A 25,778-nucleotide genomic window follows, 5' to 3' on the forward strand; every position below is an offset into this window, starting at 1 on the left:
CGAGCCTGTGTCGCCGGCCGAGCCCACCGAGCCCGCGGCCGCGGAGGCGTCCACCGATCCACGCCAGGTCGTGCTCGCGCTGGCCGCGCGCGGACCGATCAGCGGCACCGACGCGCGCGCGGCGACCGGGCTGAGCGCCGCGCGGTCGCGGACCCTGCTCCAGCAGCTGGTCGCCGCCGGCGAGCTGGTACGCACCGGCGCCACGAGCGCCACGAGGTGGCACCTGCCGACGCCCGGAGGGACGACATGAGGCTCGCGGTGATCGGCGGCGGGTCGACGTACACCCCCGAGCTGGTCGACGGCATCGGTCGGATGGCCGACCGGCTCGACGTGGGCGAGCTGGTGCTGATGGACCCCTCCGCCGACCGCCTCGAGCTGGTCGGCGGGGTGTCGCGCCGCATCCTCGCGCACCTCGGCCACCCGGGCCGGGTCGAGACCACCACCGACGTCGCAGCCGCCGTCGCGGACGCCGACGCGGTGCTGCTCCAGCTGCGCGTCGGCGGCCAGGCGACCCGAGACGCCGACGAGACCTGGCCGCTGGAGTGCGGCTGCGTCGGGCAGGAGACCACCGGCGCCGGGGGCCTTGCCAAGGCGCTGCGGACGGTGCCGGTCGTGCTCGACATCGCCGAGCAGGTCCGGGCCGCCAACCCGGACGCCTGGATCATCGACTTCACCAACCCGGTCGGCATCGTCACCCGGGCGCTGCTCCAGGAGGGCCACCGCGCGATCGGGCTGTGCAACGTCGCGATCGGCTTCCAGCGCCGCTTCGCCGCGATGCTCGACGTCGACCCCGACCGGGTCGAGCTCGACCACGTCGGCCTCAACCACCTCACGTGGGAGCGGGAGGTGCTCGTGGACGGCGTCGACGCGCTCCCGCGGCTGCTCGCCGATCGGGCCGCCGACATCGCTGCCGAGATCGAGCTGCCGGTCGAGGTCGTCGACCGGCTGCGCTGTGTGCCGTCGTACTACCTGCGCTACTTCTACGCCCATGACGAGGTGGTCCGCGAGCTGCGCAGCGAGCCGTCGCGGGCCTCGGCGGTCGCTGCGATCGAGCGCCGTCTGCTCGACCTGTACGCCGACCCGAGCGTGGTCACCAAGCCGGCCGAGCTCGAGCAGCGTGGCGGCGCGTACTACTCCGAGGCGGCCGTCGAGCTGCTCGGATCGGTGGTCGGCGCTGACGCCGCCGCCACCCGGGTCGTCAACGTCGCCAACCAGGGGACGTTGCCGTTCCTGCCCGACGACCACGTCATCGAGGTGCGCGCCACCGTCAGCCCCGACGGCGCGCAGCCGCTGCCGGTGCGGCCCGTGGAGCCGCTGTACGCCGGCCTCATCGGCCACGTCGCGGCGTACGAGCGGCTGGCGCTCGAGGCCGCGCTTCGCGGCGGGCGCGACCGGGTCTTCGCCGCGCTGCTGGCCCACCCGTTGGTCGGCCAGGTCGACCGTGCCGAGCGGCTCACCGACCTCCTGCTCGCCCACAACCGGGAGTTCCTCGCGTGGGCCTGAGGGCCGGTGAGGGCGTCCTGGCGATCGACGCCGGCAACTCCAAGACCGACGTCGTGCACGTCGCCCCCGACGGGTCGGTCGTGGGGCGCGCCCGCGGAGGCGGCTTCCGGCCGCACCTGGTCGGGCCGCGGGCCGCCGTGGAGGGCTTGCGGCCGCTGGTCGAGGAGGCCACCGGAGGGACGTCGGTCGCGCACGTCTCGGCCTGCCTGGCCAACGCCGACCTCCCGATCGAGCACGACCAGCTCCGGGCCGAGATCGAACGTCATGGCTGGGGCCGCACGACGTACGTCGGCAACGACACCCTCGCGCTGCTGCGCGCCGGAGTCGACCATCCTCCGGGGGTGGCGGTCGTGTGCGGCGCCGGCATCAACTGCTCGGGCATCGGTCGCGACGGACGCACGGCCGGGTTCGCCGCGGTCGGGCGGATCTCCGGCGACTGGGGCGGCGGCGCCGACCTGGTCGAGGAGGCGCTGTGGTGGGCGGCCCGGGCCGTCGACGGGCGAGGCCCGCACACGGTGCTGTCGACGATGCTCCCCGAGCACCTCGGCCGCAGCGACATGGCCGACCTCATCGCGGGCATCCACCTGCGCGAGATCCCCGAGCCGGTGCTCCACGACGCGACCCCGGTGCTCTTCACCGCTGCGCGGGCCGGCGACGACGTGGCGACCTCGGTGGTGCTGCGTCAGGCCGAGGAGATCGTCGCGCTCGCCGTCTCGGTGCTGCGCCGGCTCGACCTGCTCGCCGAACGGGTCGAGGTCGTGCTCGGCGGCGGCGTCCTCACCGCCGGCCACGCGCTGCTGCTCGACGCCATCGCCACCGGCCTGGCCGCGGCCGCGCCCCAGGCGGTGCCGGTGGTGGTCTCGGCACCTCCCGTGCTCGGAGCGGCCCTCCTCGGCCTGGACCACGTCGACGCCGAGCCGGGCGCCCACGACCGGCTGCGAGCTGCCCTCGTCTGAGCCGACCGTCAGGGACCATCCGCGGCGTCCGCATGCTGACCGGGCTCTACTGAACTGGATTCAACACCTGCTTGAGTTCGTGGTCGTCAAGGATCGGGCCGAGACGACCGGAGGTCGCGCGCATGGGTGCACTGTCGAGACGAGGGTTCCTGGGGGCGGCCGCAGCCGGCGCCACCGCGATGGGTGTGGCGGGGCCGGCCCGGGCGGGGATCTTCTCGGTCCCGGTCACCGAGGAGCGCCGGCAGGCGGTGGTGATCGGATCCGGCTTCGGCGGTGGCGTCACCGCGCGGCGCCTGGGCCGCGCGGGCATCAAGACGCTGGTGCTCGAGCGAGGGATGCGGTGGCCGACCGGGCCCGGCTCGGAGACCTTCCCCACGCTGACCCACAACGACCACCGCTCCTCGTGGCTCTCGGCGGTCCCGACGATGCCGGTGCCGCCGACGAGCCCGACCGCGTTCGTGCCCTACACCGGGCTGATCGAGCGGGTGCGCGGCGTCGGCATCGACGTGATGTGCGTGGCCGCCGTGGGCGGTGGGTCGATCAGCTACCACGGGATGACCGTCCAGCCGCAGCGCGAGTCGTTCGCGCTCACGGTGTCGAGCTCGATCGACTACGACCTGCTCGACCGCGACCACTACCGCCGGGTCGCGCGCGACCTGCACGTCTCGCCGATCCCCGACGACATCCTCGACGACCCGCGGTACGCCGCACCGCGGATCTTCCAGCAGCGCGGCCGTGAGGCCGGGTTCGAGACGTTCCGGATCGACTCGCCCACCGACTGGGACGTCGTCCGCCGCGAGCTGCGGGGCGAGCTGCCGCCGTCGTACATCACCGGCGACATGGTCTTCGGCTGCAACAACGGCGGCCGCTGGTCGGTCGACGTCACCTACCTGGCCCAGGCGGAGGCGACCGGCAACGTCCAGGTCGCCCCGCTCCACCGGGTCTCCGACATCTCGCGGACGCCGGCGGGGGAGTGGCTCGTCGAGTGCGAACGGATCTCGACCGGCGGGCAGGTGCTCGAGCGCAAGCGGATCACCACCCGGGCCCTGTTCCTCGGGGCCGGGTCGCCGGGCACGACCCGGCTCATGGTCAAGGCCCGGGACAAGGGCCTGATCCCCGACCTGCCCGACGGCGTCGGCACCGGCTGGGGCACCAACGGCGAGCGCGTGTACGCCGCCGTCACCAGCCAGGACAGCCCGGGCGCCTATCAGGCCGGCCCGGTCGCCATGGGTGCCCGCGACTGGTCGGACCCCGCGCGGGCGCTGACGATGACCACCGGGCCGCTCCCGCTGGGCGTCGACCTCCACACGTACACGATCGCGGCGTTCATGGTCACGGCCGAGACCGGACGGTGGCGGTACGACCCGCTGCGCGACGACGCCGTCCCGGTGTGGAACCGCGCGAACGAGCTGGACACCAAGCCGGTGCTGGACGCGGCCGTCGAGCGGATCACCAGCGACACGCCGTTCCACCTCAACCTCGACGCGAACCTGTTCGACGACACGACCTTCCACGCGGTCGGCGGCATGCCGTTCGGCACCGCCGTCGACGACGCGGGCCGGGTGCTGGGGCAGCGCGGCCTCTACGTGATGGACGGCTCGCGGATCGCCGGCTCCTGCGCGGCGTGCAACCCGTCGATGACGATCGCGGCGCTGGCGGAGCACTCGATGGACGTCGTCCTGCGCCAGGACCTCGACGTGCTCACCTGACGTCAGCCCGCGAGCCGGTCCAGCCCGTGGTAGACGAGGAACGCCGGCCACACGAGTCCCTCGAGGATCGCCAGGACGTACCACCAGAAGCCGTCGGCCTGCTGCCAGAACCACACCCACGCACCGAAGATGCCGATCCCGTAGATCGCGCCGCTCGCGCCGTTGCCGGCCGCACCGTTGCCGTCACCCACGCCTTCCGACGCTAGCCACCCCGGATGGCCGTGCCCAGGGTCGCAAGACCCGGGTGCGGATGTCGGCGATCAGGAGCAGGCTGGGGACATGTCCGAGGCCGAGGACCGGGTGAAGGTCAACGTGCGCTACCGCGCCGAGCTCGAGCTGCTCGCGGGCGAGAGCCTGTGGGCCGCGCCGCTCGACGCCCACGACGGCGGCGGCACCTACACGCTGCAGAACAACTCCTTCTACATCCCGCTCGCGGTGGGCGACGTGGTGCGCGCCGAGCTCAACGCCGACGAGATCCTGCAGGTCGTCGACATCGTCGAGCCCGCTCCCGTCGTCCTCACCTCGGTGGCGGTCCGAGGCGGCCACGACGAGGCCCGCGCGCTCGGGGACCGCTGGCGCGACCAGGGAGCGTCGTGGAGCGAGGGGATGGAGGGGCTGCTGTCCACGGTCTGGGAGCCCGGGGTGGACGCCGAACGGGTGCTCGGGGTGCTGGCGCCCGACCTCGCCAGCGGCCTCGGTGAGCTGCTGTGGCTCGCCCGTCCCGAGCAGCGCCTCCGCGAGGCGCAGACGGCGATCGATTTCGAGCTCGACCCGGTCCAGCACTTCCCCCCGGTCGAGACGACGTACTGGGCAGCCGACGACCCCTACTGGCGAACGGTCGGGCTCGACTCGCCCGACTTCCTCGCCTACGTCCAGACGCTCGCCGGACGCGACGCCGAGCTGGCGGCGGCGCTGGAGGCCGGCGACCACGAGCGGGTGCGCGAGATGCTGGCCTTCATCAACGACGGCCCGCTCTGGTAGGCCCGCGACCCGACGGTCACCGGTGTGTGGGCGACTCGTCACCCGGGGGGCCGGCAGGACCTCGAGCCCGAGCGGTCGGCTCCGGCTCAGGTGTAGAGGTCGATGCCACCGGGGCGCGGCGCCGTCGGTCCGGGGCGGCCCGCCTGGTCGGCTTGGTCGGCCCGTTCGACCCGGTCGGCGCGTTCGGCCCGGTCGGCCCGGTCGCTTCGGTGGGCGGCATCGGTCGACCGGCCCGGCGTCGAGCCGACGGCCGCCCCGTCGACCACCGGAGCGGAGGAGCCGCCCGCGGTCCCGGCGCTCGTGCTTCCTGAGCTGCTCGAGGGCCAGATCGCGTCGTTCTCGAACGCCAGCGCGGAGGCCGCCTGCGCGACCGCGGCCTGGGCGACCTGGATCGCCAGTCGGTCGGAGAGCAGCACGTGGTCCGCGGCCTTGCCCTCGGTGTCGGTGGTGAGCTTCTTCTGCGCGTCCTTGAGCGTGCGGACCGCGTCCCGGTAGGCGTCCTGGGCGGTCGTCCCGATCGACGCACCCGTCACGGCACCGACGGCATCGAGGCGTTGCCTCAGTGCCTCGACCCTGATGCTCATGACCGTGCCTTCGCCTCCCGCTCCGTTACGTCCTCTCCATCGGCGCCAGGAGCGCTCCGCTTGAGAGCCTGTGCCTCAGGTCACGGGTGCGGGAGCTCGGTGGCGCGGACCAGGCGGACGGCACCCTCACGGCGCGGGTCGGCCGCCGCGACCAGGTGTCGGTCGGGGTGCACGAGCGCCGCGCCGACGCCGCCGTAGTACATCGAGAGTCCCTCGTCGGCCTCGCGCTTGACGACCTCGTCGGCCCGGCCGGCGTGGTGCACGTGCACTCGTGGGTGGTGCACGGCCTCCTGGAGGCCGAGGCCGCCGACGAACCCCGCCAGCACCTGGGCGACGGCGGTGGCGATCCGGCCCGCGCCGGGGGAGCCGATCGCGAGCACGGAGCCGTCGGCATGGCGACCGACGGTCGGTGCCATGTTGGACAGCAGCCGGGTCCCGGGCGCGAGGGCGTGCAGCCCACCCGGGTTGAGCTCCTGCTCGCCGAGGGTGTTGTTGAGCCAGATGCCGGTGCCGCGGGCGATCATGCCCGAGAAGTAGCCCGAGGAGACCGTCACCGCGCAGGCTCGCCCATCGGTGTCCGTGGCCGAGCAGTGAGCCGTGGAGCCGGACTCCCGCAGCGCGCCGGGCCCCCGACCGAGCACCTCGCGCTGCACCGCGACGAGGTGCTCGATGTCGGCGTCGGTCCACGAGTCGCGGGGCCGTCCGTCCAGCAGTCGGAGCATCTCCGCGACGCCCTCCCCGCCGACGGAGGGAGTCGGCGTGGTCGCGAGCGTCCAGTCGCCGACGGTGGTGGCGAGCGACGGGCGGACGACGGGGTGGTAGGCCGCCAGGTCCTCGTTCCCGAGGATGCCGCCGCGGTCGAGGACGTCGGTGGCGATCAGCTCGGCGAGCGCTCCGGTGTGCAGCGTCGCGGCACCCTCGGCGGCGATGAGCTCCAGCGACCGGGCCAGGTCGGGGAGCACCACGAGCTCCGTCGTCACCTCGCCCTGCTCGTCGTGCACGGCGGCGCGGCTGGTCTCGTCCCAGCCGAAGATCGAGTCGTGGACGTAGTCCAGGTAGTAGCGCGAGGCGGCGCTGAGCCGGAAGCCGCCGCGGGCGACGTCCAGAGCGGGCGCGACCACGTCGCGCCAGGGGATCCGCCCGTCGCGCCGGTGGGCCTCCTCGAACGCCGCCAGCGAACCGTGCGCCGCCACGGAGCCGGGTCCGATGGTGATGTCCACGCCCCCGCCGTACTCGGTGTGGATGTCCCACGTGCCGCCGCCCAGCTGGCGCCCGCGACCGGGCATGTCCATCCAGCCGTCGACGGTGTACGCCGCCGCGTCGGGCGGCTGCACGGTGACGAACCCGCCCGAGCTCAGCGAGACCAGGCCGACCTCGTTGACCATCGTGACCAGCGAGGCGGCCAGGGCCGCGTCGACGGCGTTGCCGCCGGCCCGGGCGACCTGCTCGCCGGCGTCGGCGGCCGCCTCGTTGGGCGTGGCGATCGCGACGTCGGGCATAACTCGGAGGCTAGCCCGCGCCCTAGCGCGCGACCGCTGCCTCTGCTTCGGCCTCAGCCTCGGCCTGGGGCCCGGGGACGACGTGGGTGGCGGCCTTGACGACCGGGACGAACACCGCGACGAGGGCAGCGAGCGCCGAGGTGGCGGCGAGCACGCCGAAGCCGTGGGTGTAGCCGGCCTCGACCGGCAGCCCGCTCGGCTGGGCGCCGGAGGTGACCACCGTGGCGAGGACGGCGGAGCCGATCGCGCCGCCGACGGTCCGGATGTTGGTGTTCATGCCGCTCGCGACACCGGTCTGGGACTGCGGGACCGCGTCGACCACGAGGTTGGACATCGCCGCGAAGGCCAGGCCGAACGCCAGGCCGAGGATGGTGGTCTCGACGATCACCAGCCCGATCGAGTCGTGGGCGAACGTCAGGCCGAGCATGCCCACGGCGGTGAGGGAGGCGCCGACGACGAGCAGCAGCTTGGAGCCGAGGCGGTGCGCGAGTCGCCCGGCGAGCACGCCGGCGACGAACGACGCCACGGTCTGCGGCAGCAGGAGCAGCCCGGACTCGGTCACGCTGGCCCCGAAGCCGTACCCGGCCGCCTCCGGCGTCTGCAGGAACTGCGGGAGGAACGCGAACATCGAGTACATCCCGGCGCCGAACAGCAGGGCGACCAGGTTGACCGTCCAGACGGTGGGGATCCGCATCATCCGCATGTCCACCAGTGGGTCGGCGCTGCGCGACTCCGCCACCACCCACGTCGGCAGCAGCACGGCCGCGGCCACGAAGAGCGCGACCACGCGGACCGAGGTCCAGCCCCAGGTGTGACCCTGGCTCACCGCGAGCAGCAGCGCGACCAGCCAGGCCGAGAGCAGCAGGGCGGTGCCGACGTTGATGCGGCCCGGGGCGCGCTCGGGCGACTCCGGGATGTAGAAGGCCGTGGCGACCGTGGCCACGATCGTCATCGCCATCGGGATCCAGAACAGCCAGTGGTAGCTGAGCGCATCGACGACCGGGCCGGCGATGACCAGCCCGACACCGCCGCCGACGGCGAGCAGCGCGGCCGCCGTGCCGACCGCCCCCGCGACCTTGTCGCGGGGGAACTCGTCGCGGATGATCCCGAACGTCAGCGGCAGCACGCCGCCCCCGATGCCCTGGACGACGCGCGCGAGGATCAGCACGCCGATCGAGGTGGCCATCGCCGCGAGCAGCGAACCGACCGCCAGCGCGGCCAGTGCGGCCACCAGCATCCGCTCCTTGCCGACCTTGTCGCCCACCCGGCCGATGATCGGGGTGAAGACCGAGGCCGAGAGCAGGTACGCCGTGAGCACCCAGGTCACGGTCGCCTGGTCGGTGTCGAGCGCGGCCTCGATGGTGGGCAGCACCGGGTTGACCATCGACTGCAGCAGCGAGAACGACGCGACGCCCAGGCAGAGCACGACGAACGTGACCCGGTAGTCGGTGCGGCGCGGGGCTGGGCGTGGGGCTGCGTGCGGGCTCGGGGCCATCGGCGCTCCTCGGCGGTGGGGGGAGTGGGTGGTCCCGGGGCGTGCTCGGGGCGTCAACCCCAACCGGCAGCGCCGACCGTTGATTCCGTCAACGGTCGTCCGTTGTCAGTGACCTGGCCCACGTCCCGCGAGGCGCTCCAGCATGGTGACGAGCGTCGGGCGCCGGCGGTGGGTCTCGACCAGGTCGGCGACCAGGGAGACGTAGCGATCGGCCTGGTGGGCAAGCGCCGCCGCCCGGCCGAGCTCCTGCAGGTAGGCGACCGCCTGCCGGTAGTTGCGCTGGTCGGCGACCCGCAGGTGCTCCTCGATGAGCGCGACGTAGGCGTCGAAGACGTCCTCGGGATGGGTCCTGGCGCGGGCCCGGACCAGCCGGACCAGGGTGGGCGTGTCGAGCGCGAGGTCGCGCGCGGCCTCCCACGCCAGCTCCGTCTCGCCCTCGTCGAGCAGCACGTTGATCCAGGCGCGGGGCGCCCGCTCCAGCAGCATGTCCAGCGCGGTGAGCCGCTCGGTCTCCCAGGTCTCCGCCGACTCCGCCTCCTCACGCAGCGACGCGTACGACGAGGTTGTCGGCAGGTCCGCGAGCTGCCGGCGGCGCAGGGCCAGCGCCTCCTCGGTCCGGCCGCGCGCGCGGAGCAGCTGCGCGGCGACGTCGTACAGCCGCGGTGTCTTCTGCCAGCTGGTGCCGGCTCGGGTGCCCTCGAGGGCGTACTGCAAGGCGGCGTCCTCGTGGCCCGCCTCGAGGAGGGCGGCCACCAGCGCGTCGTAGTGGAAGACGCTGGACAGGCCCCGGCCCACCAGCTCGACGATGGTGTCGATGTCGCCGTCGAGCACGGCCAGCCGGCGCCGAGCCTCCTGGCCGCCCGACGACCCCGGCGCGGCCTCCAGGCGCTTGTCGAGCTCGCGCCGGTAGATCTCGAGGCCGCGCTCGCCGAGGGCGGGGGCGTAGCGCACGACGTCGAGCTCGAGGAACATCGCGTCGTCGAAGGTGTTCTTGATCAGCCAGCGCGCGAGGCGACCGGGATCGGGCGGCGCCAGCGTGGCCGCCCGCGTGTGCAGCGCCAGGAGCCGGCTGGCGGCGTCGCCCTGGATGCCGCTGGAGTCGTCGGACCGGCCGATCACGCGCACCAGGTCGGCGATGGCGGTCTCGAGCAGCGGCACCAGGGACGCCGCGGTGGCCGGGGTCAGTGCGCGCTCGAGCTCGTCGGCCACCTCGTGCGCCTCGCGACCGTGGTCGTCGGCCGCCCTCCAGTCGAGGTGGCGGCGGGTGCGCAGCGACTGCACGAGCGGCAGCAGGGCGGAGACGTCGCCGGTCGCGCGACCATGGGCGAGCACGAGGGCGTCCATCGCGTCGGGGTGCTCGCGAGCGAGGTCGCTCAGCACCTCGCGCAGGCCACGGTCGTCCATCGCGCCGAGCCAGGTCGCCACGCCCTCGATGCCCCGCCCGGCGGCCTCGTCGAGGCTCGCCGGGCCGTCCGGCGGCCCACCGGTCTCGCCCGAGGCGACGAGGGCAGTGGCCACCAGGTGCTTGCAGAAGTCGCCGCTGATCCCGACCGGGCAGGTGCACGACCAGTCGCGGGCATGGAGCACGACGTCGTACGTCGTCGTGCCGTGCACCTGCGCGTCGACCCTCCCCGCCGCCGTGCGGGTGACGTGGACCCGGCCCTGACGGGCGTAGTCCTCGCCGCGGATCAGCGAGCCCTCGTCAGCCAGATCGGTGAGGTCGATCCACATGAGCCCAGCATGGCGCACCGTGCCCGGCGCCGCAGGGCTCCGAGGTCTGCCGGGTCCGCGGGTGGGGATCCGCTACGTTCGGGGCGTGCCCGTGGAAGTCGTCCCTCACGACCCGGGGTGGCCGGCGTCGTTCGAGCGGGTGGCCATCGACCTCCGAGCAGCCCTCGAGGACGTGCCGACGGCGGTGGTCGAGCACGTGGGCTCGACCTCGGTCCCGGGGCTGGCGGCCAAGCCCGTCCTCGACATCGATGTGATCGTGCCCGGCGACGACGTCCCGGCGGCGGTCGCAGCCCTGGAGGCCCGGGGCTACGTGCACCGCGGTGACCTCGGCGTCGCGGGCCGGGAGGCATTCCTCGCCCCCGACGACGACCCGCGCCGCCATGTGTACGTGTGCACGGCCGGCTCGCTCAACGTGCGCAACCACCTGGCGGTCCGCGACGTGCTGCGGGCGCGACCCGACCTGCGCGACGAGTACGGCGCGGTGAAGCTCGCCCTGGCGGCCGACCCGGCGATGGACATCGACACCTACCTCGCCCGCAAGTCGCCGGTGCTCCAGAAGGTCCTCACCGCCTCCGACCTCACCGACGACGAGCGTCTGCAGATCCTGCGACTCAACGACCCCACCGCCTAGAGGGCGGGGGGCTCAGCCGGCGCGGGGGACCGGGATCGCCGGGTGAGCGCTGCGGTCGGGGTCGCGCACGTAGGTGTCGCGGACGGCCGGGTGGCGCATGTAGGACAGGCGGCTGGCCTCGTGGCGGGACTTGCGGATGCCGTCGAGCACGAGCCCGATCGTGAAGGACAGGCTGCCGATCACGGTGAGGAACGCCGCGACGAACAGGGTCGGCAGCCGGGGGACGAAGCCGGTGTCGAGGTAGGTCGAGATCACCGGCGTCACCAGGACGCCGGAGACGAGCCCCAGCAGCGCGGCGATCAGGCCGAAGAAGTAGATCGGCCGCTCGTGCCGGGTGAGCGTGAGGATCACGTTGAGGATGCGCCAGCCGTCGCGGTAGGTGCGCAGCTTGGACTCCGACCCCTCGGCGCGGTCGCGGAACCCGACCGGCACCGCAGCCGACGGGATGCGCAGGGCGAGGGAGTGGACGGTCAGCTCGGTCTCGATCTCGAACTCCCGCGAGACCGCCGGGAAGCTCTTCACGAACCGGCGCGAGAAGACCCGGTAGCCCGAGAGCATGTCGCCCATCGAGTCGCCGAAGATGCGGGTGACGATGAGGTTGAGCGCCTTGTTGCCGGCCTCGTGGCCGGCGCGGTAGGCCGAGCCCCGGCGTACGCCGACGACCTGGTCGAGGTTGTCCGCGACCAGCCGCTCGATCATGTCGGGGGCCGCCGCGGCGTCGTAGGTGTCGTCGCCGTCGATGAGCAGGTAGACGTCGGCGTCGATGTCGGCGAAGGCGCGGCGCACGACGTTGCCCTTGCCCTTGAGCGGCTCGGAGCACACGATCGCCCCGGCCCGCAGCGCCTCGTCGACGGTGGCGTCGGTGCTGCAGTTGTCGTAGACGTAGACGCTGATGCCCGGCACGGCGGCGCGCAGGTCGGAGACGACCTTGGCGACCGCGGCCTCCTCGTTGTGGCAGGGCACGATGGCCGCGATGCGGTAGCGCGTGGCCAAGGACATGCGTGACCCCCCGAAGGTCGTCGGCCCCGAGACGATGACGTTCACCCCAACGGGGGAGCGGCCGCATGGTTACGCGGAAGTAGGAATTCGTTTCATCGGCGTTCGCCGAGCACCCGTCGGTACGTCGCCTCCAGGTGGTCGAGGTGGGCCGCCCACGAGAACGCCCCGACGACGTGCGCGCGCCCTGCGGCTCCCACCCGGCGCATCTCGTCGGGGTCGGCCACGAGCTCGCGCAGGGCGGCTGCCAGCTCGCCGCGCTCCATGTCCACGAACCGCACACCCGGGCCCGCCGTCCACGCGGAGTGCAACGCGGGGTCCTCGCGCAGCAGCACCGGCAGCCCCGAGGACATCGCCTCGAGCACGGTCAGCGGACACTCACCCGTCGAGGCGATGACCATCGCGTCGGCGGAGCGGTAGACCTCGGGCATCCGTGCCGCCGGCACCGCGCCGAGGAAGTGCAACCGGGGGTCGTCGAGCCCCGGGGGCCGATCGCCGCCCGCGAACACCAGGTCGTAGTCGTCCCCGGCGGCCGCGGCGACCAGGTCGAAGCCCTTCTTGGGAACGAACCTGCCCACGAACAGCACCTGCGGCCGCGGGCCCGACGTGCGATCGGTCGCCGGGTGGTAGAGCTCGGTGTCGACGCCGTTGCCGAGCACCTCGACCTTCGCACCCTCGTGCACCCGGTCGGGCAAGGAGGCGGCCACGTGCTCGTCGATCGGCAGCACCACCCGCGCGCCGCCGAGCACCAGCCGCCCCCAGGTCGCGAGCACCACTCCCTGCACGAGGCGCACCAGCGGCGAGGAGTGGTGCACGAACCCCACGTGGCGGTGCACGACGTACGGCGTGCGCAGGAGCAGGCAGCACAGCGCCGCCAGCCAGCTGGACACGTAGAGCACGTCGTGGACGTGCACCACGTCGGCGCGGCGCACCTCGCGGGCCAGCACGGGCAGGAGGCGGGGCGAGAACACCGGGAACGGCACGCCGAACCGCTCCTCGAGGCCGTTCCAGGCGCGGACCCGCGTCACGCTCACGCCGTCCTCGGTGCGCCGCCCGGGCGCCGCACCCGTGGCCGGTCCGGCGCTGCCGACGACCGACACCCGCCAGCCGCGCGCGGCCAGGCCGTGGGTCTCCGCGGCGACGACCGCCTCGAGGCCGCCGACATGGGGCAGCACCTGATGGGCGACGTGCAGCACCTGCAGACCAGTCGTCACGCGCCGCAGTATGCCCGTAACCCGCCGTGCACCTCCGCGTTGTTCAGGCGGCCCTCGAGGGATGCGGGCCACCGCGCTCGGGCGCAGCCAGGACAGCACGCGACGAGGGACGCGAGGACGACCGTGACCGGCACCCGGAACGCACGTGACCACGACCAGGTGGAACAAGACGTGGGTCGAGGCGCGCGCTGGTACCAGCGCGTCCTGCCGGTGACCACGCTCGTCGTGGCAGCCTTCGCGCTCGCGGCGCTCGCCGTACCCGGCTTCCGCGACCAGGTCGCGCTCTCGGCCAGCCACCGCACCGAGCCGTACGTCGAGCTCGCCTTCCCCCGCCCCGCGGTGGGCGCGCCGGTCGTCTGCGCGACCTCCACCGGCACCCCACGCGTGGAGTTCCTGGTCACCAGCCACCTCGAGGACACCGAGGAGCTCGCCTACCGGGTGTCCGTCGGCCGCGTGAAGGAGAGGGGCACGGTCACCGTCGAGCCCGGCGAGACCGCGCAGGTCACGCGGTTCCTGGGCCGCTCCGAGCGCCCCTACGTGGTGACGGTGCGGCTGCGGTCGACCGACCAGGAGCTGCGCGCACACTGCCCCGGGACGGCTCGATGACGGCGGGCGCGACGCGGGTCGCCGTCCTCACGCCGCGCTTCCCCCCCGACGCCGGCGGCGTGGAGGAGTACGCCGCCTGGGTGGCCCGCTCGCTGCGCGACGCCGGCCACGAGGTCACGGTCGTGACGACCGGGCCTCGGGCGGCTCGGGAGACCCACGACGGCATCCCGGTGATCCGGCTGCGCTCGTGGCTCACGCTCTCCAACACCCCGCTCAACCCGCTGTGGTGGTGGCAGGTGCGCCGCCTGCTGCGCCGCCTCGACGTCGACGTCGTCAACGCCCACGCACCGGTGCCCGGGCTCGCCGACATCGCGGCCTTCCGCGCGCCGGTGCCCGTCGTGCTGACCTACCACGCCGGGTCGCTGGTCAAGGGCGGCCATCCCGTCGACCCGGTGCTGCGTGCCTACGAGCGCCACGTCCTGCCGCGCGTCTTCGCCCGCAGCCGCGAGCTGATCGCGGTCTCACCGACCTCGCTGGCCCACGCCACCGGCCGTGCCCACCTGGTGCCGCCCGGCGTCGACACCGGCCTGTTCACCCCGCCGCCGGCGGGCTCGCCCCGCGAGCGCCGAGTGCTGTACGTCGGGCGGGTCGAGCGGACCTCGCGCTGGAAGGGCCTCCAGGTGCTGGTCGACGCGCTGCCGCGGCTGCGTGAGCTGGTGCCCGACGTCCGCCTCGAGGTGGTCGGCGACGGCGACGACGTCGAGACCTTGCAGAAGCAGGCCGCCGACCGCGGCGTGGCCGACATCGTCGACTGGCGCGGCCGCGTCGACCACCACCGGCTGCCCGAGCACTACCGGAGCGCCGGCGTCACCGTGCTGCCGTCGCTGACCGAGGCCGAGTCCTTCGGGATGGCGCTGGCCGAGGCGATCGCCTGCGGCTGCCCGGTCGTCGGCTCGGCGGTCGGCGGCATCCCGTTCGTCGTGCGTGACGGCGAGGACGGGCGGCTGGTGCCGCCCGGTGACCCGGAGGCCCTCGCCCGCGCGCTGGCCGAGGTGCTGACCGGAGACGTCCGGCCCGGGCCCACGCGGTGGGACTGGCGCCAGCAGGAGGAGACGACCGTGCGAGTGATCGGGGAGGCAGGACGATGAGCGGACTGGCGAAGAAGGCGGAGTGGATCGCCTCGGTGCTGCGGCGCGGGACGCCTCCGGTGCTGCTGCCGCTGGTCGTGGCGGCACGGGCCCGGCTGGCCTGGTCCCGTGCGGGCGTGCGTGAGGACGCCCGCGCGCAGATGCGGTTCCTGCTCGAGCACACCGTCCCCGCGGCCGATCTCGAGGCCCGCGTCGAGGAGGCCGCCCGCGCCTACGTGCGCTACCAGGCGCGTCGCGGCGAGCTGCGCTGGCACCCGCGGCTGCTCACGCACCTGCGCGTCGAGGGCCTCGAGCACCTCACCTCGGCCCGTGCGCTGGGCCGCGGCGTCGTCGTGAACTTCATGCACCACGGCTACTACGACGGGGCGTGGCCCTCGATCGCGGCCGCCGGCGTGCGCTGCCACATGGTGGTCCACCCCTACATGGTCGAGCCGGACGCGCCGCTCTGGATCCAGCAGCACGTGCGCGTCGGCTCCGCCAACGGCGGTACGGCCGTCAGCTCGGCCGTCGGGGCCGAGGGGCTCCTCGACCTGCTCCGCCGCGGCGAGGTGCTCGGCATCGCCTCCGACGTGCCGGGCCGCACGCCGCTGCGCTTCCTCGGCCACGAGGTGCTGGGCTCCTTCGGCGCGGCCCGCCTCGCGGCCGACGCCGGCGCGCCGGTGGTGGCGATGACCTCGGAGGAGGACGAGCGCGGTCCGGTCATCCGGCTGCACCCCCCGATCGACCCCGCCGACGTCACCGACGCGCGGGCCCTCATCGAGGCGCTGTTCGCGATCCAGGAGTCCGTGCAGATCCGGTGGCCGGAGGCCAGCGACCTGCCGCTGTCGCGCTGGGGCCGGGTCGAGCAGGCAGCCGGCTCGCCGGCGCCCGCTCGCGAGGTGGCCTCGTGACGCTGTCCCTCTTCCAGGCCGCGGACGTCACGGTCGAGCCCGATCCCGCCGGCACCGCTCCCGCGCGGGCGGGCCGGCGGTGGCGCCGCCCGGCCCCGCGCTGGCTCGGTGGGCTGCTCGTGCTCCTCGTGCTGGCGGCCGCGCAGAGCCTCGTGGTCTTCGACGTCGACGTCCCGGTGGTGCGTCCGCTCGTCGCCCTGGTCACGTTCGTCGGGCTGCCCGTGCTCGTGCTGTCGCGCCGTGCGAGGTTCGCGGCCGACACCGTCGCCGCCCGCGTGCTGTACGCCGTGGGGCTGAGCGTCCTCGGACTGATCCTCGGCGGCCTGCTGGTCGACGCGGCACTGCCGGCCGTCGGGGTGGATCGCCCGCTGGCTCCGGCCCCGCTCGCCGTCGCCTGGCTGGTCGTCGACGTCGCGCTGCTCGCGTGGCGGCGCTCGATCCCGCTGGTCCCGGCGGGCGCGCTGCGTCGCGGGGTCCGGGTCGCGGTCGACGCGCGCATCGAGGCGGCCCAGGCGCTCGGCGTGCTCGCGCTGGTCGCCGCCGTCGCCGGCGCGGTCCGGCTCAACAACGACGCCGGTGGCCAGGTCGCCGTGGTCGCGGTGCTGCTGGGCGGCGGCGCACTGCTGGCGCTGCTGGTGCGGAGGGGTGGTCCCGCGAGCACGGGTCGTGACGTACGCACCCTGTGGTTGGTCTCCACCGCGCTGCTGCTCGCGACCTCGCTGCGCGGCTGGAGCATCACCGGCCACGACATCCAGGCCGAGTTCCTGGCGTTCCGGCTCGCCAACGAGGGCCAGAACTGGCAGATGAGCGACCTGCCCAGCGCGTACAACGCCTGCCTGAGCGTCACGATCCTGCCGACCGTGCTCGTGCAGGCCACCGGGCTCACCGGCGAGCTGGTGTTCCGGGTGCTGCTGCAGCTGGTGTTCGCCGCCGTGCCGGTGCTGACCTACATGCTCGCCCGCCGGTTCGTCTCGCGCGGCGTCGCGGTGACGTCGGCCGTGCTGACGATCGCCTTCCCGACGTTCTTCACCGACATGCCCTACCTCGTGCGCCAGGAGGTCGCGTTCTTCTTCCTCGCGCTGATGCTGCTCGCCGCGACCGAGCCGGCCCGCACGCGGCTCGGCGCGCGGGTGCTCGTCGTCGTGCTCGGGGTGGGCGTGATCCTGTCGCACTACTCCACGACCTACGTCCTGCTCATGGCGCTGGTCGCCGGTCTGGCTGCCCTGGCCGCCACCGCCGCCGTACGCCGGCGCCGTGGCACGCGTGTCGCCGAGCCGGGCGCCCCCCTGGTGCTGCTGCACCCCGTGGTGGTCGCCCTGCTCGTCGCGGTCACCCTCGGGTGGGCCGGCCCGGTCACCCACACCGGCGGGCACGCGACCGACGTGGTGAAGGAGACCATCGACGCGCTCACCGGTCGCGGCGTGGACGGGCCGAGCTCCTCGGACACGTCGTACTGGATCTTCTCCGGTGACGAGACCTCCCCGCGCGAGCGGATGGACATGTTCGTCGACGAGACCCTCGACTACCGCGACGCCGAGATCCCCGCCGACGAGCGGGTCGTCGCCGACCCCGGACGCGCCGAGCTGAAGCCGAAGCTCCACGACGACGGCGCCGACCCGGTCGCCAACGCGCTGCGGTTCGGCGCGGCCGTGCTGATGCAGGTGTTCCTGCTGCTCGGTGTGGTCTGGCTGCTGCGGCGCCGGCTGCGCGGGACGCTCGCGCACTCCGGCGCCGGGTTCTCCCGCGAGCTCACGTTCGTCTCCGCCGGCGCCGTCGCCGCGCTGGGGCTGATCGTGGTGGTGCCCAACCTGTCGGTCGACTACGGCGTGCTGCGCGCGTTCCAGCAGACGCTGCTCGTGGTCGCGCCGTTGATGGCGATGGGTCTCGCGGTCGCCCTGCGCCCCCTGGTCGCCCGGGCCCCGCGCGTGGCGGCCGTGCTGGCCGCGGCCGTCCCGGTGGCGATGTTCCTCGTGCTCGCCGGCGTGCTCTCGGTGGCGCTCGGCGGACAGCAGCAGCGGATTGCGCTGGCGGCGTCGGGCGTCTACTACGACCGGTTCTTCGTCTCCGACGCCGAGATGCAGGCGATCGAGTGGCTCGGCGCGGCCGATCACGCCGACCGCGGCAACGAGCGGATCATCGCCAACCGCAACATCAACGTGCGCCTGCTCGCGCTCAGCGACAACCGGGCGCCGGTCGCCGACCGGCTCTACCCGACGCTGCTGTCGAAGGACGCGTTCGTCTTCGTCGACAGCCAGATCATGGACCGCGGCGTCTCGACGATCTTCTACACCGGCGACCTGCTCACCTACACCTACCCGCTGCAGGATCTCGACGACGAGATGGACCTCGTCTACAGCGGGCCGGACGCCCGGATCTACCGATGAACCACCCCACGAAGTCGCTCGCTCCGGTCGCTGCGCTCCCTCCGTTCACGACTCCGCGGGGACCCCGATGACGCACCCGATCACCGACACGGTCCACGCGGAGCAGACGACCGGCCTGGCCGGCAAGGTCCGGGCCGTGCGCAGCGACCCGCTGCTCATGAACTCCGTGCTCATGCTGGCCACCACCGTGCTGATGGCCGGCGGGGGAGCGGTCTTCTGGGTGATCGCGGCCCGGCTCGCCGACCCGGCCGACGTCGGGCTCGCCGGGTCGCTGGTCGCCGCAGGGGACTCACTCGGACTGTTCGCCCAGCTGGGGCTCAACATCGCGCTGCTGCGCACGCTGCCGCACAGCACCCGCAAGGCCGCCGACGTGCTCTCGGCGGGCCTCGTCGTCATCACCGCGGGTGCGGCGTTCGGGCTGCTCTACGCCCTGCTGCTCCCGTGGACCTCGCCGCGGCTCGCCGACGTCCTCGACTCCCCGGCCGCCATCGCGGTCTTCACCGTGCTCGTGGCGGCGACCGCGCTCAACGTGCTCTCCGACAGCGTGTTCCTCGGCATCAACCGGGTCTGGTCCTACCTGCACCTCAACGGCGTGCTGATGAGCCTGCTCAAGTGCGTGCTGCCGTTCCTGCTCGCCGGCGCCGGAGCGCTCGGCCTCTACGGCTCGGTCGGCGGCGCGATCGCGTGCTGCGCGGCCGCCAGCGTCTGGGTGATCCTGCGCAGGCTGCCCACGGCCCGCTCGCTGCGTCCCTCGCCCGAGCTGCTCGACAGCCGCCGGTTCGCGCTGGCGGGCTACGTGACCTACGTGCTCACGGTCGCGCCGCTGCTGGTCTTCCCGCTGATCGTCGTCAACGCGCTGGGCGCCGAGCAGGGCGGGGCCTACTTCATCAGCTTCCAGGTGGTCTCCCTGCTGCACGCGGTCGTGCTCGCGGTCGCCCAGTCGGCGTACGCCGAGAGCGAGCGGGCCACCTCCGGCCGGCACCGGGTGGTCCGCAAGGGTGGGCTCACGCTGCTGGTGAGCTCGACCGCCGGGTGCCTGGCGATGGTCGTGGCGGCGCCGTACTTCCTGCAGATCTTCGGCTCCCACTACGCCGACTCCGGCACCACCACGCTGCGGGTGCTGGCGCTGGCCACCGTGGGGGCGGCCTTCAACTACTGGTCGGCGATGCGGCTGCGGCTGGCCAGCAACCTGGCCGCGATGATCCTCGTCCAGCTCGTCAGCACCGCGGTGATGCTCGGGCTCGCGCTCGCCCTGGCCTCGCACGGGACGGTCTGGGTCGCGGCCGCCTGGGGCATCGGGCATGCCGTCGGCGGCGTGCTCGGCTACGTCGTGACCGCGACGATCGTGCGCTTCCCCGACGCGCTGCCGACCTCCGGGACGGAGCCGACCGCAACAGAGACGGCGCCGCGATGAGGAGCACTGCCCTGAGGAACGCCGGCCTCGACGTCGTCCTCGGCACCCTGCGGCTCACGCTCGGGGTGCTCTCGCGGACGGTGCCGACGAGCCGTTCGGTGGTGCTGTCGGTCTACCCCGAGATCGAGGGCAACGGCCTCGAGGTCGCCCGGGCACTCGTACGCCGCTACCGCGGCCGCGTGGTCTGGCTGCGTGACGGTGGGCCGGTGCCGGCCGAGGTCCGCGCGCTCGCCGACCAGGGCATGGAGCTGGTGCCGAAGGCGAGCCTGCGGGGCCTGTGGGCCTACCTGCGCGCCGAGGCGGTGCTGTTCACCCACGGGCTCTACGGCAGCCCGCGGCCGGTGGCCCGCAAGCCCGTGGTCAACCTCTGGCACGGCGACGGGCCCAAGGACATCCGCCCCGACAAGGGTGTCGGCGCGCTGATCGCGAGCACCTACTTCGTCGGCAGCACCCCGCTGTGGTCGCACTGGCAGGCCGAGGCGTTCGGCGTGCCGATCGAGCGGGTGCTGCTCACCGGCAACCCACGCACCGACCAGCTGTGGCGACCCGCCGACCGCGAGCGGCTCGAGCGGCTGGGGATCACCGGCCCGTTCGTCGTGTGGATGCCGACGTTCCGCCAGGCCCGCGCCGTGGGCGCGGTGCGGGTGCATGGCGGTGGCCCGGTCGACGACGGCCGCGTCGGGCTCGAGCCGCTGCTCGACGGCCTGGCCGCCCGCGGGATCCAGCTGGTGGTCAAGCCGCACCCCATGGACGCCGACCGCCGCCGCTGGCCCGGCACGGTCACCGTCGACGAGGACGACCTCGTCCGGGCCGGCGTGAGCCTCTACGCCCTGCTGGGCGCCTCGACCGGCCTGGTCACCGACTACTCCAGTGTCTGGGTCGACTACCTGCTGCTCGACCGGCCGATCGCCTTCCACGTGCCCGACCGCTCGTCCTACTCCCGCGCGCTGTTCCCCGCCGACGTCCTCGACTGGGTGCCCGGCGAGCTGGTCGACGGCACCGAGGAGCCCTTCGAGGAGTTCCTCGACGAGCTTGACGACGGCGGTGCCGGCTCGGCCCGTCGCCGCGCGGTCGCCGAGCAGATCGGCCTCAACCCGTCCAGGACGTCGGCCGACGACCTGGTCACCGAGCTGGTGAAGCGGGGCGTGCTGGGCTCGGGCTGACCTCCCCGGTGCGGCGCGGGCGCAGCACGTCGCTGCGCGGGCGGAGGAACGGCTTCTCCAGCAGGCGGTAGCTCAGCACGGTCAGCGCGACCGCCGACGTCACGGCGATGAGACCGAGGACGGGCTTGGGGAGCTCGGCGTCCTCGAGCAGCAGGAAGGGCACGATGTGCCAGAGGTAGAGGCTGTAGCTGTGCCGGCCCACCGCGGCGATCCACGGGTGGGCGAGCAGGCGCTGGACCGGCCCGGTCGAGCCGGCGTAGCCGGTGTGGATCAGCGCCACGGTGCCGAGCACGGCGACCGGGATGCCGACGATGCGGTAGAGCAGGTCGTGGCCGTCGCGGCCGAGCACGGCGTACGCCGTGACCGCGACGAGAGCGGTGACCGCGACCAGGTTGCCGTGCCGCGAGGGGGTCTCGGGGCGCCCGTGCCCGGCGAAGCGCAGCGCCAGCGCGGCACCGGCCAGCAGCTCGGCCGAGCGCGCGGACGGCCCGAAGTAGAAGACGAACGTGCCCAGGGGCAGCGAGAGCAGGTACGCCGCCGCGGCGACCGCGAGGCTGACCCGCATCAGCAGCACCGCCGACCAGCCGCGGGCGCGGGCGACCAGCACGACGAGCGGCCAGAGCAGGTAGAAGTACCACTCCACCGCGAGCGACCAGGTGTGCCCGAACGGCTCGATCCCGGGCAGCCAGAGGCTGCCGTGCTGCCCGGCGGCCCAGACCGACGAGGTCTGGGTGAGCGCGAGCAGGCCGCGGCGGGCGACCTCGGCGGGACCGTCCGGTGCGCTGGGCACCACGGCGTACAGCAGCACGCAGCCGACCACCAGCCCGGCGAGCGCGGGGTAGAGCCGCAGCACCCGGCGCCGCAGGAACGACGCCCACCCGCGCAGCCACGTGCCCGGGCCGCCGGATCCCTCGAGGGCGAGCGGCGTGCGCCAGAGCACGGTGGTGATGATGAAGCCGCTGAGCACGAAGAACACGTCGACGCCGACCGAGCCGCCGTGGAAGAGCGGGACGTACCAGCTGAACCAGTGCAGCGCGAGGACGGCGGCGATCGCCACCGCGCGGATGCCGTCGAGGTAGTCGAACCTGTCTGTTGCCGCCACTGGGGGCTCCCCCTGCCGCCACCTGTCCTGTCGCGACGGGGTCGTCGAGACGTTGGGTTACAACGACCGGGGGCGCGCCTCGTTATGGACCGTCTCAGAGATGTCCGGACCAGCAGGGTCGAGGCTCGATGTACCCCTAGGATCGGCTGTCATGCGGCGGACTAGACCAGGTGTTCTCCTGATCGCGGGGCTCGTGCTCGGTGTCGCCGTCGCCGGCCTCGGAGCCACCCCTGCGAGTGCGGCGCGGTCGGTCGGCCCGCCCGAGCCCCAGCGGGCGATCCGCGCGCTCGATGCAGTCCCCGCCGACTCGCTCGTCGACAGCTACGGCGTCGGCATCCACCTCAACTTCCTCGACACGCCGTACCGGGACCACGAGGCGGTCGCCCGCGCGCTCGCCGACCTCGGCGTGCGCCACGTGCGCGACGACCTGTTCCTGGACGCACCGCGGCAGTACGACGCGATCCGCACCGTCGCCCGGGACGCCGGGGTGCGTTTCGACCTGATCATGGGCCGACCCGATCGCCCCGGCACTCCCGAGGACTACGTCGAGACCGTCGCGACCCAGCTCCCGGGCAGGGCCGTCGAGAGCCTGGAGGGGGTCAACGAGTGGGACCTCTTCGGAGGCGGCACCGACTGGGTGACCGCGATGTCGACCTGGCAGCGGCGGCTCTACAAGGCGGCCAAGGCCACCCCGGCCACCGCGGACCTGCCGGTGCTGGCGCCGTCGCTGGCGTTCGGGCGCAACTACAGCCAGACCGGTGACCTCTCGCCGTACGCCGACGTCGCCAACGCGCACATCTACCCCGGTGGGTTCCCGCCGTCGAACCTCATCGGCCAGATCTCCCAGGCGCTCCTGCAGCTGGTGAGCGGCAAGCCGCTCATCACCACCGAGGCGGGCTATCACAACGCGGTCAACACCACGAACGGACACCGTCCGGTCCCCGAGGACGTCGCCGGGGTCTACCTGCCCCGGCTGCTGCTCGAGCACGTCCTGCGCGGTGAGCAGCGGGTCTACAGCTATGAGCTGATCGACGAGTTCGAGGACCCGGGCGCGGTCGACCCCGAGGCGCACTTCGGGCTGCTGCGCCGGGACTGGTCGCCGAAGCCCGCCTACACCGCGATGAAGAACCTCCTCGCGCTGCTGGACGACCCGGGCCCGTCGTTCCGGCCGGGAGCCCTCGCCGTCACCGCCGACGGCCTGCCCGCAGACGCCCGCTACGTGCTGACCGAGAAGCGTGACGGTCGGTTCGTGCTGCTCCTGTGGCGCGACGTCTCGGTCTGGGACCCGGTGAACCGGCAGCGGCAGGCGGTGACCCCCGCCGACGTGACCGTGCGGCTGGACGAGGCCCGACGCCTGCAGGTGTACCGACCCAGCGAGGGCGCCGAGCCGGTGGCCGCTGCCACCGGCACCAGCCTCCCGCTCCAGCTGGACGGACAGGTCACCGCGATCACCATCGACCCGATCCGTCCCCCGCAGCCCCGCGCGATCGCGGTGGAGTCGGGGGACGGACGTGCGACCGTCAGCTGGAAGCTGCCGGCGACGTCGGCCGAGGTGACGGGGTTCGAGGTCACCCGGGAGCCCGGCGGCCTCTCCGCGCGGGTGGGCCCGAGCGCGCGGTCCTACGTCGACCAGGCGGTCGCCAACGGCACGACCTACCGCTACTCGGTGCGCACGCTGGGCGCGGACGGTGCGTCGGGGTACGCCGAGGCGCCCACCGTCGTTCCGGCGGGGCCGCCCGGGCGGCCCCGGATCGTCTCCGCCACCCCCGGGTCGCGCCGCGTCACGCTCGTCTGGCGGCCGGCCGAGGACAACGGCAGCCCGGTGACCTCCTACCGGCTGGCGTGGGGCGGCCGCACGCTCACGGTGGCGCCCGGCAAGCGCCGCGCGACGATCACCGGACTGCCGGCCGGGCGCCGGTTGCGGGTCACGCTGCGCGCGCAGAACGACGTCGGCTGGGGGCCAGCGGCCCGCTCGGCGTACGTCCGCACCTCGGGCCGCTGACCGCAGGTCGGGCGTGTCGAGCGCCGGATCGGGCACAGTGACCTCATGACCACGACGCACGAGCGGCCCCATCGGTCGAGCACGACGGCGCCCGGTGGCCTCACCCCCGACCAGGTCGAGCAGCTCGGCCGCGAGCTCGACGCGATCCGCCAGGACGTCCTCGACAGCCGCGGCGAGCGCGACGCGGCGTACATCCGACGGGTCGTGAAGGCCCAGCGGCTGCTCGAGCTGGGCAGCCGTGCGGCGCTGCTGCGCAGCCGGCGACCGGCGGCGTGGGTGCTCGGCACGGCCGGGCTGGCGATCGCCAAGATCCTCGACAACATGGAGATCGGCCACAACGTCCTGCACGGTCAGTGGGACTGGATGCGCGACCCCAAGATCCACTCCACCACCTGGGAGTGGGACCACGTCAGCCCCGCGGCGCAGTGGAAGCGCACCCACAACGTCACCCACCACACGTACACGAACATCGTCGGGATGGACAACGACCTCGGCTACGGCATCATGCGCGTGGACGAGGCCCAGGAGTGGAAGCCGCGCTACCTGGTCCAGCCGGCGTGGAACTTCGTGACCGCGTGCATCTTCGAGTACGGCATCGCGATGTTCGACCTCGACCTCGGCGACCACATCCGCGACAAGCGCAACATGACGCCGGAGAAGAAGGCCGAGGTCAAGGTCACCCTCGCCAAGGCGGCCCGCCAGCTCACCAAGGACTTCGTGCTCTACCCGGCGCTGTCGGGGCGCGGCTGGCGCAACACCCTGGCCGCCAACGCGACCGCCAACCTGGTGCGCAACCTGTGGAGCCACTCGGTGATCATGTGCGGGCACTTCCCCGAGGGCGTGCAGACCTTCGAGCAGGCCGAGCTCGACATCGACGAGAGCCGCGGCCACTGGTACCTGCGCCAGATGCTCGGCTCGGCCAACATCTCCGGCTCGCCGGCGCTGCACCTGATGACCGGCAACCTGTCGCACCAGATCGAGCACCACATCTTCCCCGACCTGCCGAGCAACCGGTACGCCGAGATCGCGCCTCGCGTCCGCGAGGTGTTCGAGAAGTACGGCTTGGCCTACAATGCCCGGCCGATGGTCCGCCAGGTCGCCAGCGCGTGGCACAAGGTGGTCCGGCTCTCACTGCCCAACGGCTGGCTCGCCGAGACCGACCGTCGCAACCTGGTGCCTCAGCTGAAGAAGCTCGCGGCCCGTCCCGCCTGATCCGGCGTCTCCGGATCCTCGGGCTCCTCCGAGGCCGCGTCCGAGGGGCCCTGGGTGGGCTCGACGGAGTCCGAGGGCTCGCTGGGCTCGCTGGGCTCGGCGGGCTCGCTGGGCTCATCGGCCTCGCTGGGCTCGGGGGTGTCCTCCGGGTCGTCGGGCTCGCCGGTCGCGTCGTCGGGCACGTCCTGGCCGTCGTCCTCCGGGTCGTCCGCCTCGCCGTGATCGGTGTCGCCCGCGCCTCCTGGCGCGTCCGGGTCGACGCCGGCGTTCCCGCCGGCGGTGCCGGGGGACGTGCCCGACGTGCTGGAGGGTGCTCCCGCGGGCACCACGGGGGTTGATGTGCCCGCGGGAGCGACTGTGGGGTCCTCGGTGGTCTCCGGCGCCTGCGACGGCGTGGCCGGGACCGGGGACCGGTCTGGTGGAGCGGGCGGCTGCTGGTCGGGTCCGCTGCCCGGCAGCAGACCCTGGTGGTGGGCGATGCCGATGCCCAGCCCGGCGGCGGCCGCGGCGCCGGCGACGATCGCGACCTGCACGCCGAAGCCGAGGCCGGCGAGCGCCTGCAGGGCGCGCCGCCACCACGGGGGCGCTGTGGGAGCCGAGACGCCGGCGCCCGAGGCC

At 73.7% G+C, this 25,778-nt stretch carries 22 protein-coding genes and 1 pseudogene; 14 read left to right on the forward strand and 9 right to left on the reverse strand.

Annotated features, from left to right (window positions below; genetic code table 11):
• The 4 genes from Q0L15_RS10045 to Q0L15_RS10060 all read left to right on the forward strand — a co-directional run.
• The coding region (locus Q0L15_RS10045) for a hypothetical protein (RefSeq protein ID WP_296604056.1) at window positions 1-250 on the forward strand (250 nt) is incomplete at its 5' end.
• Complete coding sequence (locus Q0L15_RS10050; RefSeq protein WP_296604058.1) at window positions 247-1,503, forward strand: 6-phospho-beta-glucosidase; 1,257 nt, start codon at window positions 247-249, stop codon at window positions 1,501-1,503. The genes Q0L15_RS10045 and Q0L15_RS10050, both read left to right, overlap by 4 nt.
• Window positions 1,494-2,459, forward strand: a complete 966-nt coding sequence (locus tag Q0L15_RS10055) for an N-acetylglucosamine kinase (protein WP_296604059.1) — start codon at window positions 1,494-1,496, stop codon at window positions 2,457-2,459. Before Q0L15_RS10050 ends, Q0L15_RS10055 begins: the two co-directional genes overlap by 10 nt.
• A gap of 122 nt (window positions 2,460-2,581) precedes the next feature.
• Window positions 2,582-4,168, forward strand: a complete 1,587-nt coding sequence (locus Q0L15_RS10060) for a GMC oxidoreductase (RefSeq protein ID WP_296604061.1) — start codon at window positions 2,582-2,584, stop codon at window positions 4,166-4,168.
• Between the two features lie 2 nt (window positions 4,169-4,170).
• Here Q0L15_RS10060 and Q0L15_RS10065 read toward each other — a convergent pair whose 3' ends face one another.
• Complete coding sequence (locus Q0L15_RS10065) at window positions 4,171-4,359, reverse strand: hypothetical protein (RefSeq protein ID WP_296604063.1); 189 nt, start codon at window positions 4,357-4,359, stop codon at window positions 4,171-4,173.
• Window positions 4,360-4,447: 88 nt separating this feature from the next.
• On the opposite strand from Q0L15_RS10065, the gene Q0L15_RS10070 reads away from it, so the two are divergent.
• Entirely contained in the window at window positions 4,448-5,149 is a 702-nt protein-coding gene (locus Q0L15_RS10070) for a hypothetical protein (RefSeq protein WP_296604064.1), read from the forward strand.
• Window positions 5,150-5,235: 86 nt separating this feature from the next.
• Here the strand turns inward: Q0L15_RS10070 and Q0L15_RS10075 are convergent, their stop codons facing one another.
• The 4 genes from Q0L15_RS10075 to Q0L15_RS10090 form a co-directional block, all read right to left on the reverse strand.
• On the reverse strand, window positions 5,236-5,733 hold the full coding sequence (locus Q0L15_RS10075; RefSeq protein WP_296604065.1) for a hypothetical protein: 498 nt from the start codon (window positions 5,731-5,733) through the stop codon (window positions 5,236-5,238).
• Window positions 5,734-5,813: 80 nt separating this feature from the next.
• The gene (locus Q0L15_RS10080) at window positions 5,814-7,232 is read right to left on the reverse strand and encodes a gamma-glutamyltransferase (protein ID WP_296604067.1); all 1,419 of its coding nucleotides are present in this window, start codon (window positions 7,230-7,232) and stop codon (window positions 5,814-5,816) included.
• Window positions 7,233-7,254: 22 nt separating this feature from the next.
• On the reverse strand, window positions 7,255-8,727 hold the full coding sequence (locus Q0L15_RS10085) for an MFS transporter (protein ID WP_296604069.1): 1,473 nt from the start codon (window positions 8,725-8,727) through the stop codon (window positions 7,255-7,257).
• A 105-nt stretch (window positions 8,728-8,832) separates the two neighbouring features.
• Entirely contained in the window at window positions 8,833-10,458 is a 1,626-nt protein-coding gene (locus Q0L15_RS10090) for an SWIM zinc finger family protein (RefSeq protein WP_296604070.1), read from the reverse strand.
• Window positions 10,459-10,543: 85 nt separating this feature from the next.
• On the opposite strand from Q0L15_RS10090, the gene Q0L15_RS10095 reads away from it, so the two are divergent.
• Window positions 10,544-11,089 (forward strand): GrpB family protein, encoded by a 546-nt coding sequence (locus tag Q0L15_RS10095; protein ID WP_296604071.1) that lies wholly within the window; start codon window positions 10,544-10,546, stop codon window positions 11,087-11,089.
• A gap of 12 nt (window positions 11,090-11,101) precedes the next feature.
• On the opposite strand, the gene Q0L15_RS10100 is transcribed toward Q0L15_RS10095, so the two are convergent.
• Window positions 11,102-12,088 (reverse strand): glycosyltransferase, encoded by a 987-nt coding sequence (locus Q0L15_RS10100; RefSeq protein WP_296604073.1) that lies wholly within the window; start codon window positions 12,086-12,088, stop codon window positions 11,102-11,104.
• A gap of 92 nt (window positions 12,089-12,180) precedes the next feature.
• Window positions 12,181-13,299: a glycosyltransferase family 4 protein gene (locus Q0L15_RS10105; RefSeq protein WP_296604074.1), complete on the reverse strand. Its 1,119-nt coding sequence runs from the start codon at window positions 13,297-13,299 to the stop codon at window positions 12,181-12,183.
• Between the two features lie 123 nt (window positions 13,300-13,422).
• Between Q0L15_RS10105 and Q0L15_RS10110 the strand changes: the two genes are divergently transcribed.
• The 6 genes from Q0L15_RS10110 to Q0L15_RS10135 all read left to right on the forward strand — a co-directional run bounded on the left by Q0L15_RS10110 (window position 13,423) and on the right by Q0L15_RS10135 (window position 20,844).
• Complete coding sequence (locus Q0L15_RS10110) at window positions 13,423-13,905, forward strand: hypothetical protein (RefSeq protein WP_296604076.1); 483 nt, start codon at window positions 13,423-13,425, stop codon at window positions 13,903-13,905.
• Window positions 13,902-14,993 carry a glycosyltransferase family 4 protein gene (locus Q0L15_RS10115; protein ID WP_296604077.1) on the forward strand — a complete coding sequence of 364 codons (1,092 nt, stop codon included), beginning with the start codon at window positions 13,902-13,904 and terminating at the stop codon, window positions 14,991-14,993. The genes Q0L15_RS10110 and Q0L15_RS10115 overlap by 4 nt, the downstream gene beginning before the upstream one ends.
• The gene (locus tag Q0L15_RS10120; protein ID WP_296604078.1) at window positions 14,990-15,883 is read left to right on the forward strand and encodes a hypothetical protein; all 894 of its coding nucleotides are present in this window, start codon (window positions 14,990-14,992) and stop codon (window positions 15,881-15,883) included. Before Q0L15_RS10115 ends, Q0L15_RS10120 begins: the two co-directional genes overlap by 4 nt.
• On the forward strand, window positions 15,880-18,267 hold the full coding sequence (locus Q0L15_RS10125; protein WP_296604079.1) for a hypothetical protein: 2,388 nt from the start codon (window positions 15,880-15,882) through the stop codon (window positions 18,265-18,267). The genes Q0L15_RS10120 and Q0L15_RS10125 overlap by 4 nt, the downstream gene beginning before the upstream one ends.
• 67 nt (window positions 18,268-18,334) lie before the next feature.
• A complete protein-coding gene (locus tag Q0L15_RS10130) occupies window positions 18,335-19,681 on the forward strand; it encodes an oligosaccharide flippase family protein (protein WP_296604080.1) in 1,347 nt (448 codons plus the stop codon).
• Window positions 19,678-20,844, forward strand: coding sequence for a CDP-glycerol glycerophosphotransferase family protein (locus tag Q0L15_RS10135; RefSeq protein WP_296604081.1), 1,167 nt, complete (start codon window positions 19,678-19,680; stop codon window positions 20,842-20,844). Before Q0L15_RS10130 ends, Q0L15_RS10135 begins: the two co-directional genes overlap by 4 nt.
• Here the strand turns inward: Q0L15_RS10135 and Q0L15_RS10140 are convergent.
• Window positions 20,804-21,946 (reverse strand): acyltransferase, encoded by a 1,143-nt coding sequence (locus Q0L15_RS10140; protein ID WP_296604083.1) that lies wholly within the window; start codon window positions 21,944-21,946, stop codon window positions 20,804-20,806. The two genes, Q0L15_RS10135 and Q0L15_RS10140, sit on opposite strands and share 41 nt — an antisense overlap.
• A 151-nt stretch (window positions 21,947-22,097) precedes the next feature.
• Here Q0L15_RS10140 and Q0L15_RS10145 point away from each other — a divergent pair, with 151 nt between their 5' ends.
• Together Q0L15_RS10145 and Q0L15_RS10150 are read left to right on the forward strand one after the other, a co-directional pair.
• Window positions 22,098-23,948, forward strand: a complete 1,851-nt coding sequence (locus Q0L15_RS10145) for a fibronectin type III domain-containing protein (RefSeq protein WP_296604084.1) — start codon at window positions 22,098-22,100, stop codon at window positions 23,946-23,948.
• 45 nt (window positions 23,949-23,993) lie between these two features.
• Complete coding sequence (locus Q0L15_RS10150) at window positions 23,994-25,160, forward strand: acyl-CoA desaturase (RefSeq protein ID WP_296604086.1); 1,167 nt, start codon at window positions 23,994-23,996, stop codon at window positions 25,158-25,160.
• Here Q0L15_RS10150 and Q0L15_RS10155 read toward each other — a convergent pair.
• Window positions 25,127-25,778: pseudogene (locus tag Q0L15_RS10155) on the reverse strand (hypothetical protein); the annotation flags it as partial. The gene Q0L15_RS10150 and the pseudogene Q0L15_RS10155 sit on opposite strands and share 34 nt — an antisense overlap.

Source organism: Nocardioides sp., assembly GCF_024509035.1.
Taxonomy (GTDB): domain Bacteria; phylum Actinomycetota; class Actinomycetes; order Propionibacteriales; family Nocardioidaceae; genus Nocardioides.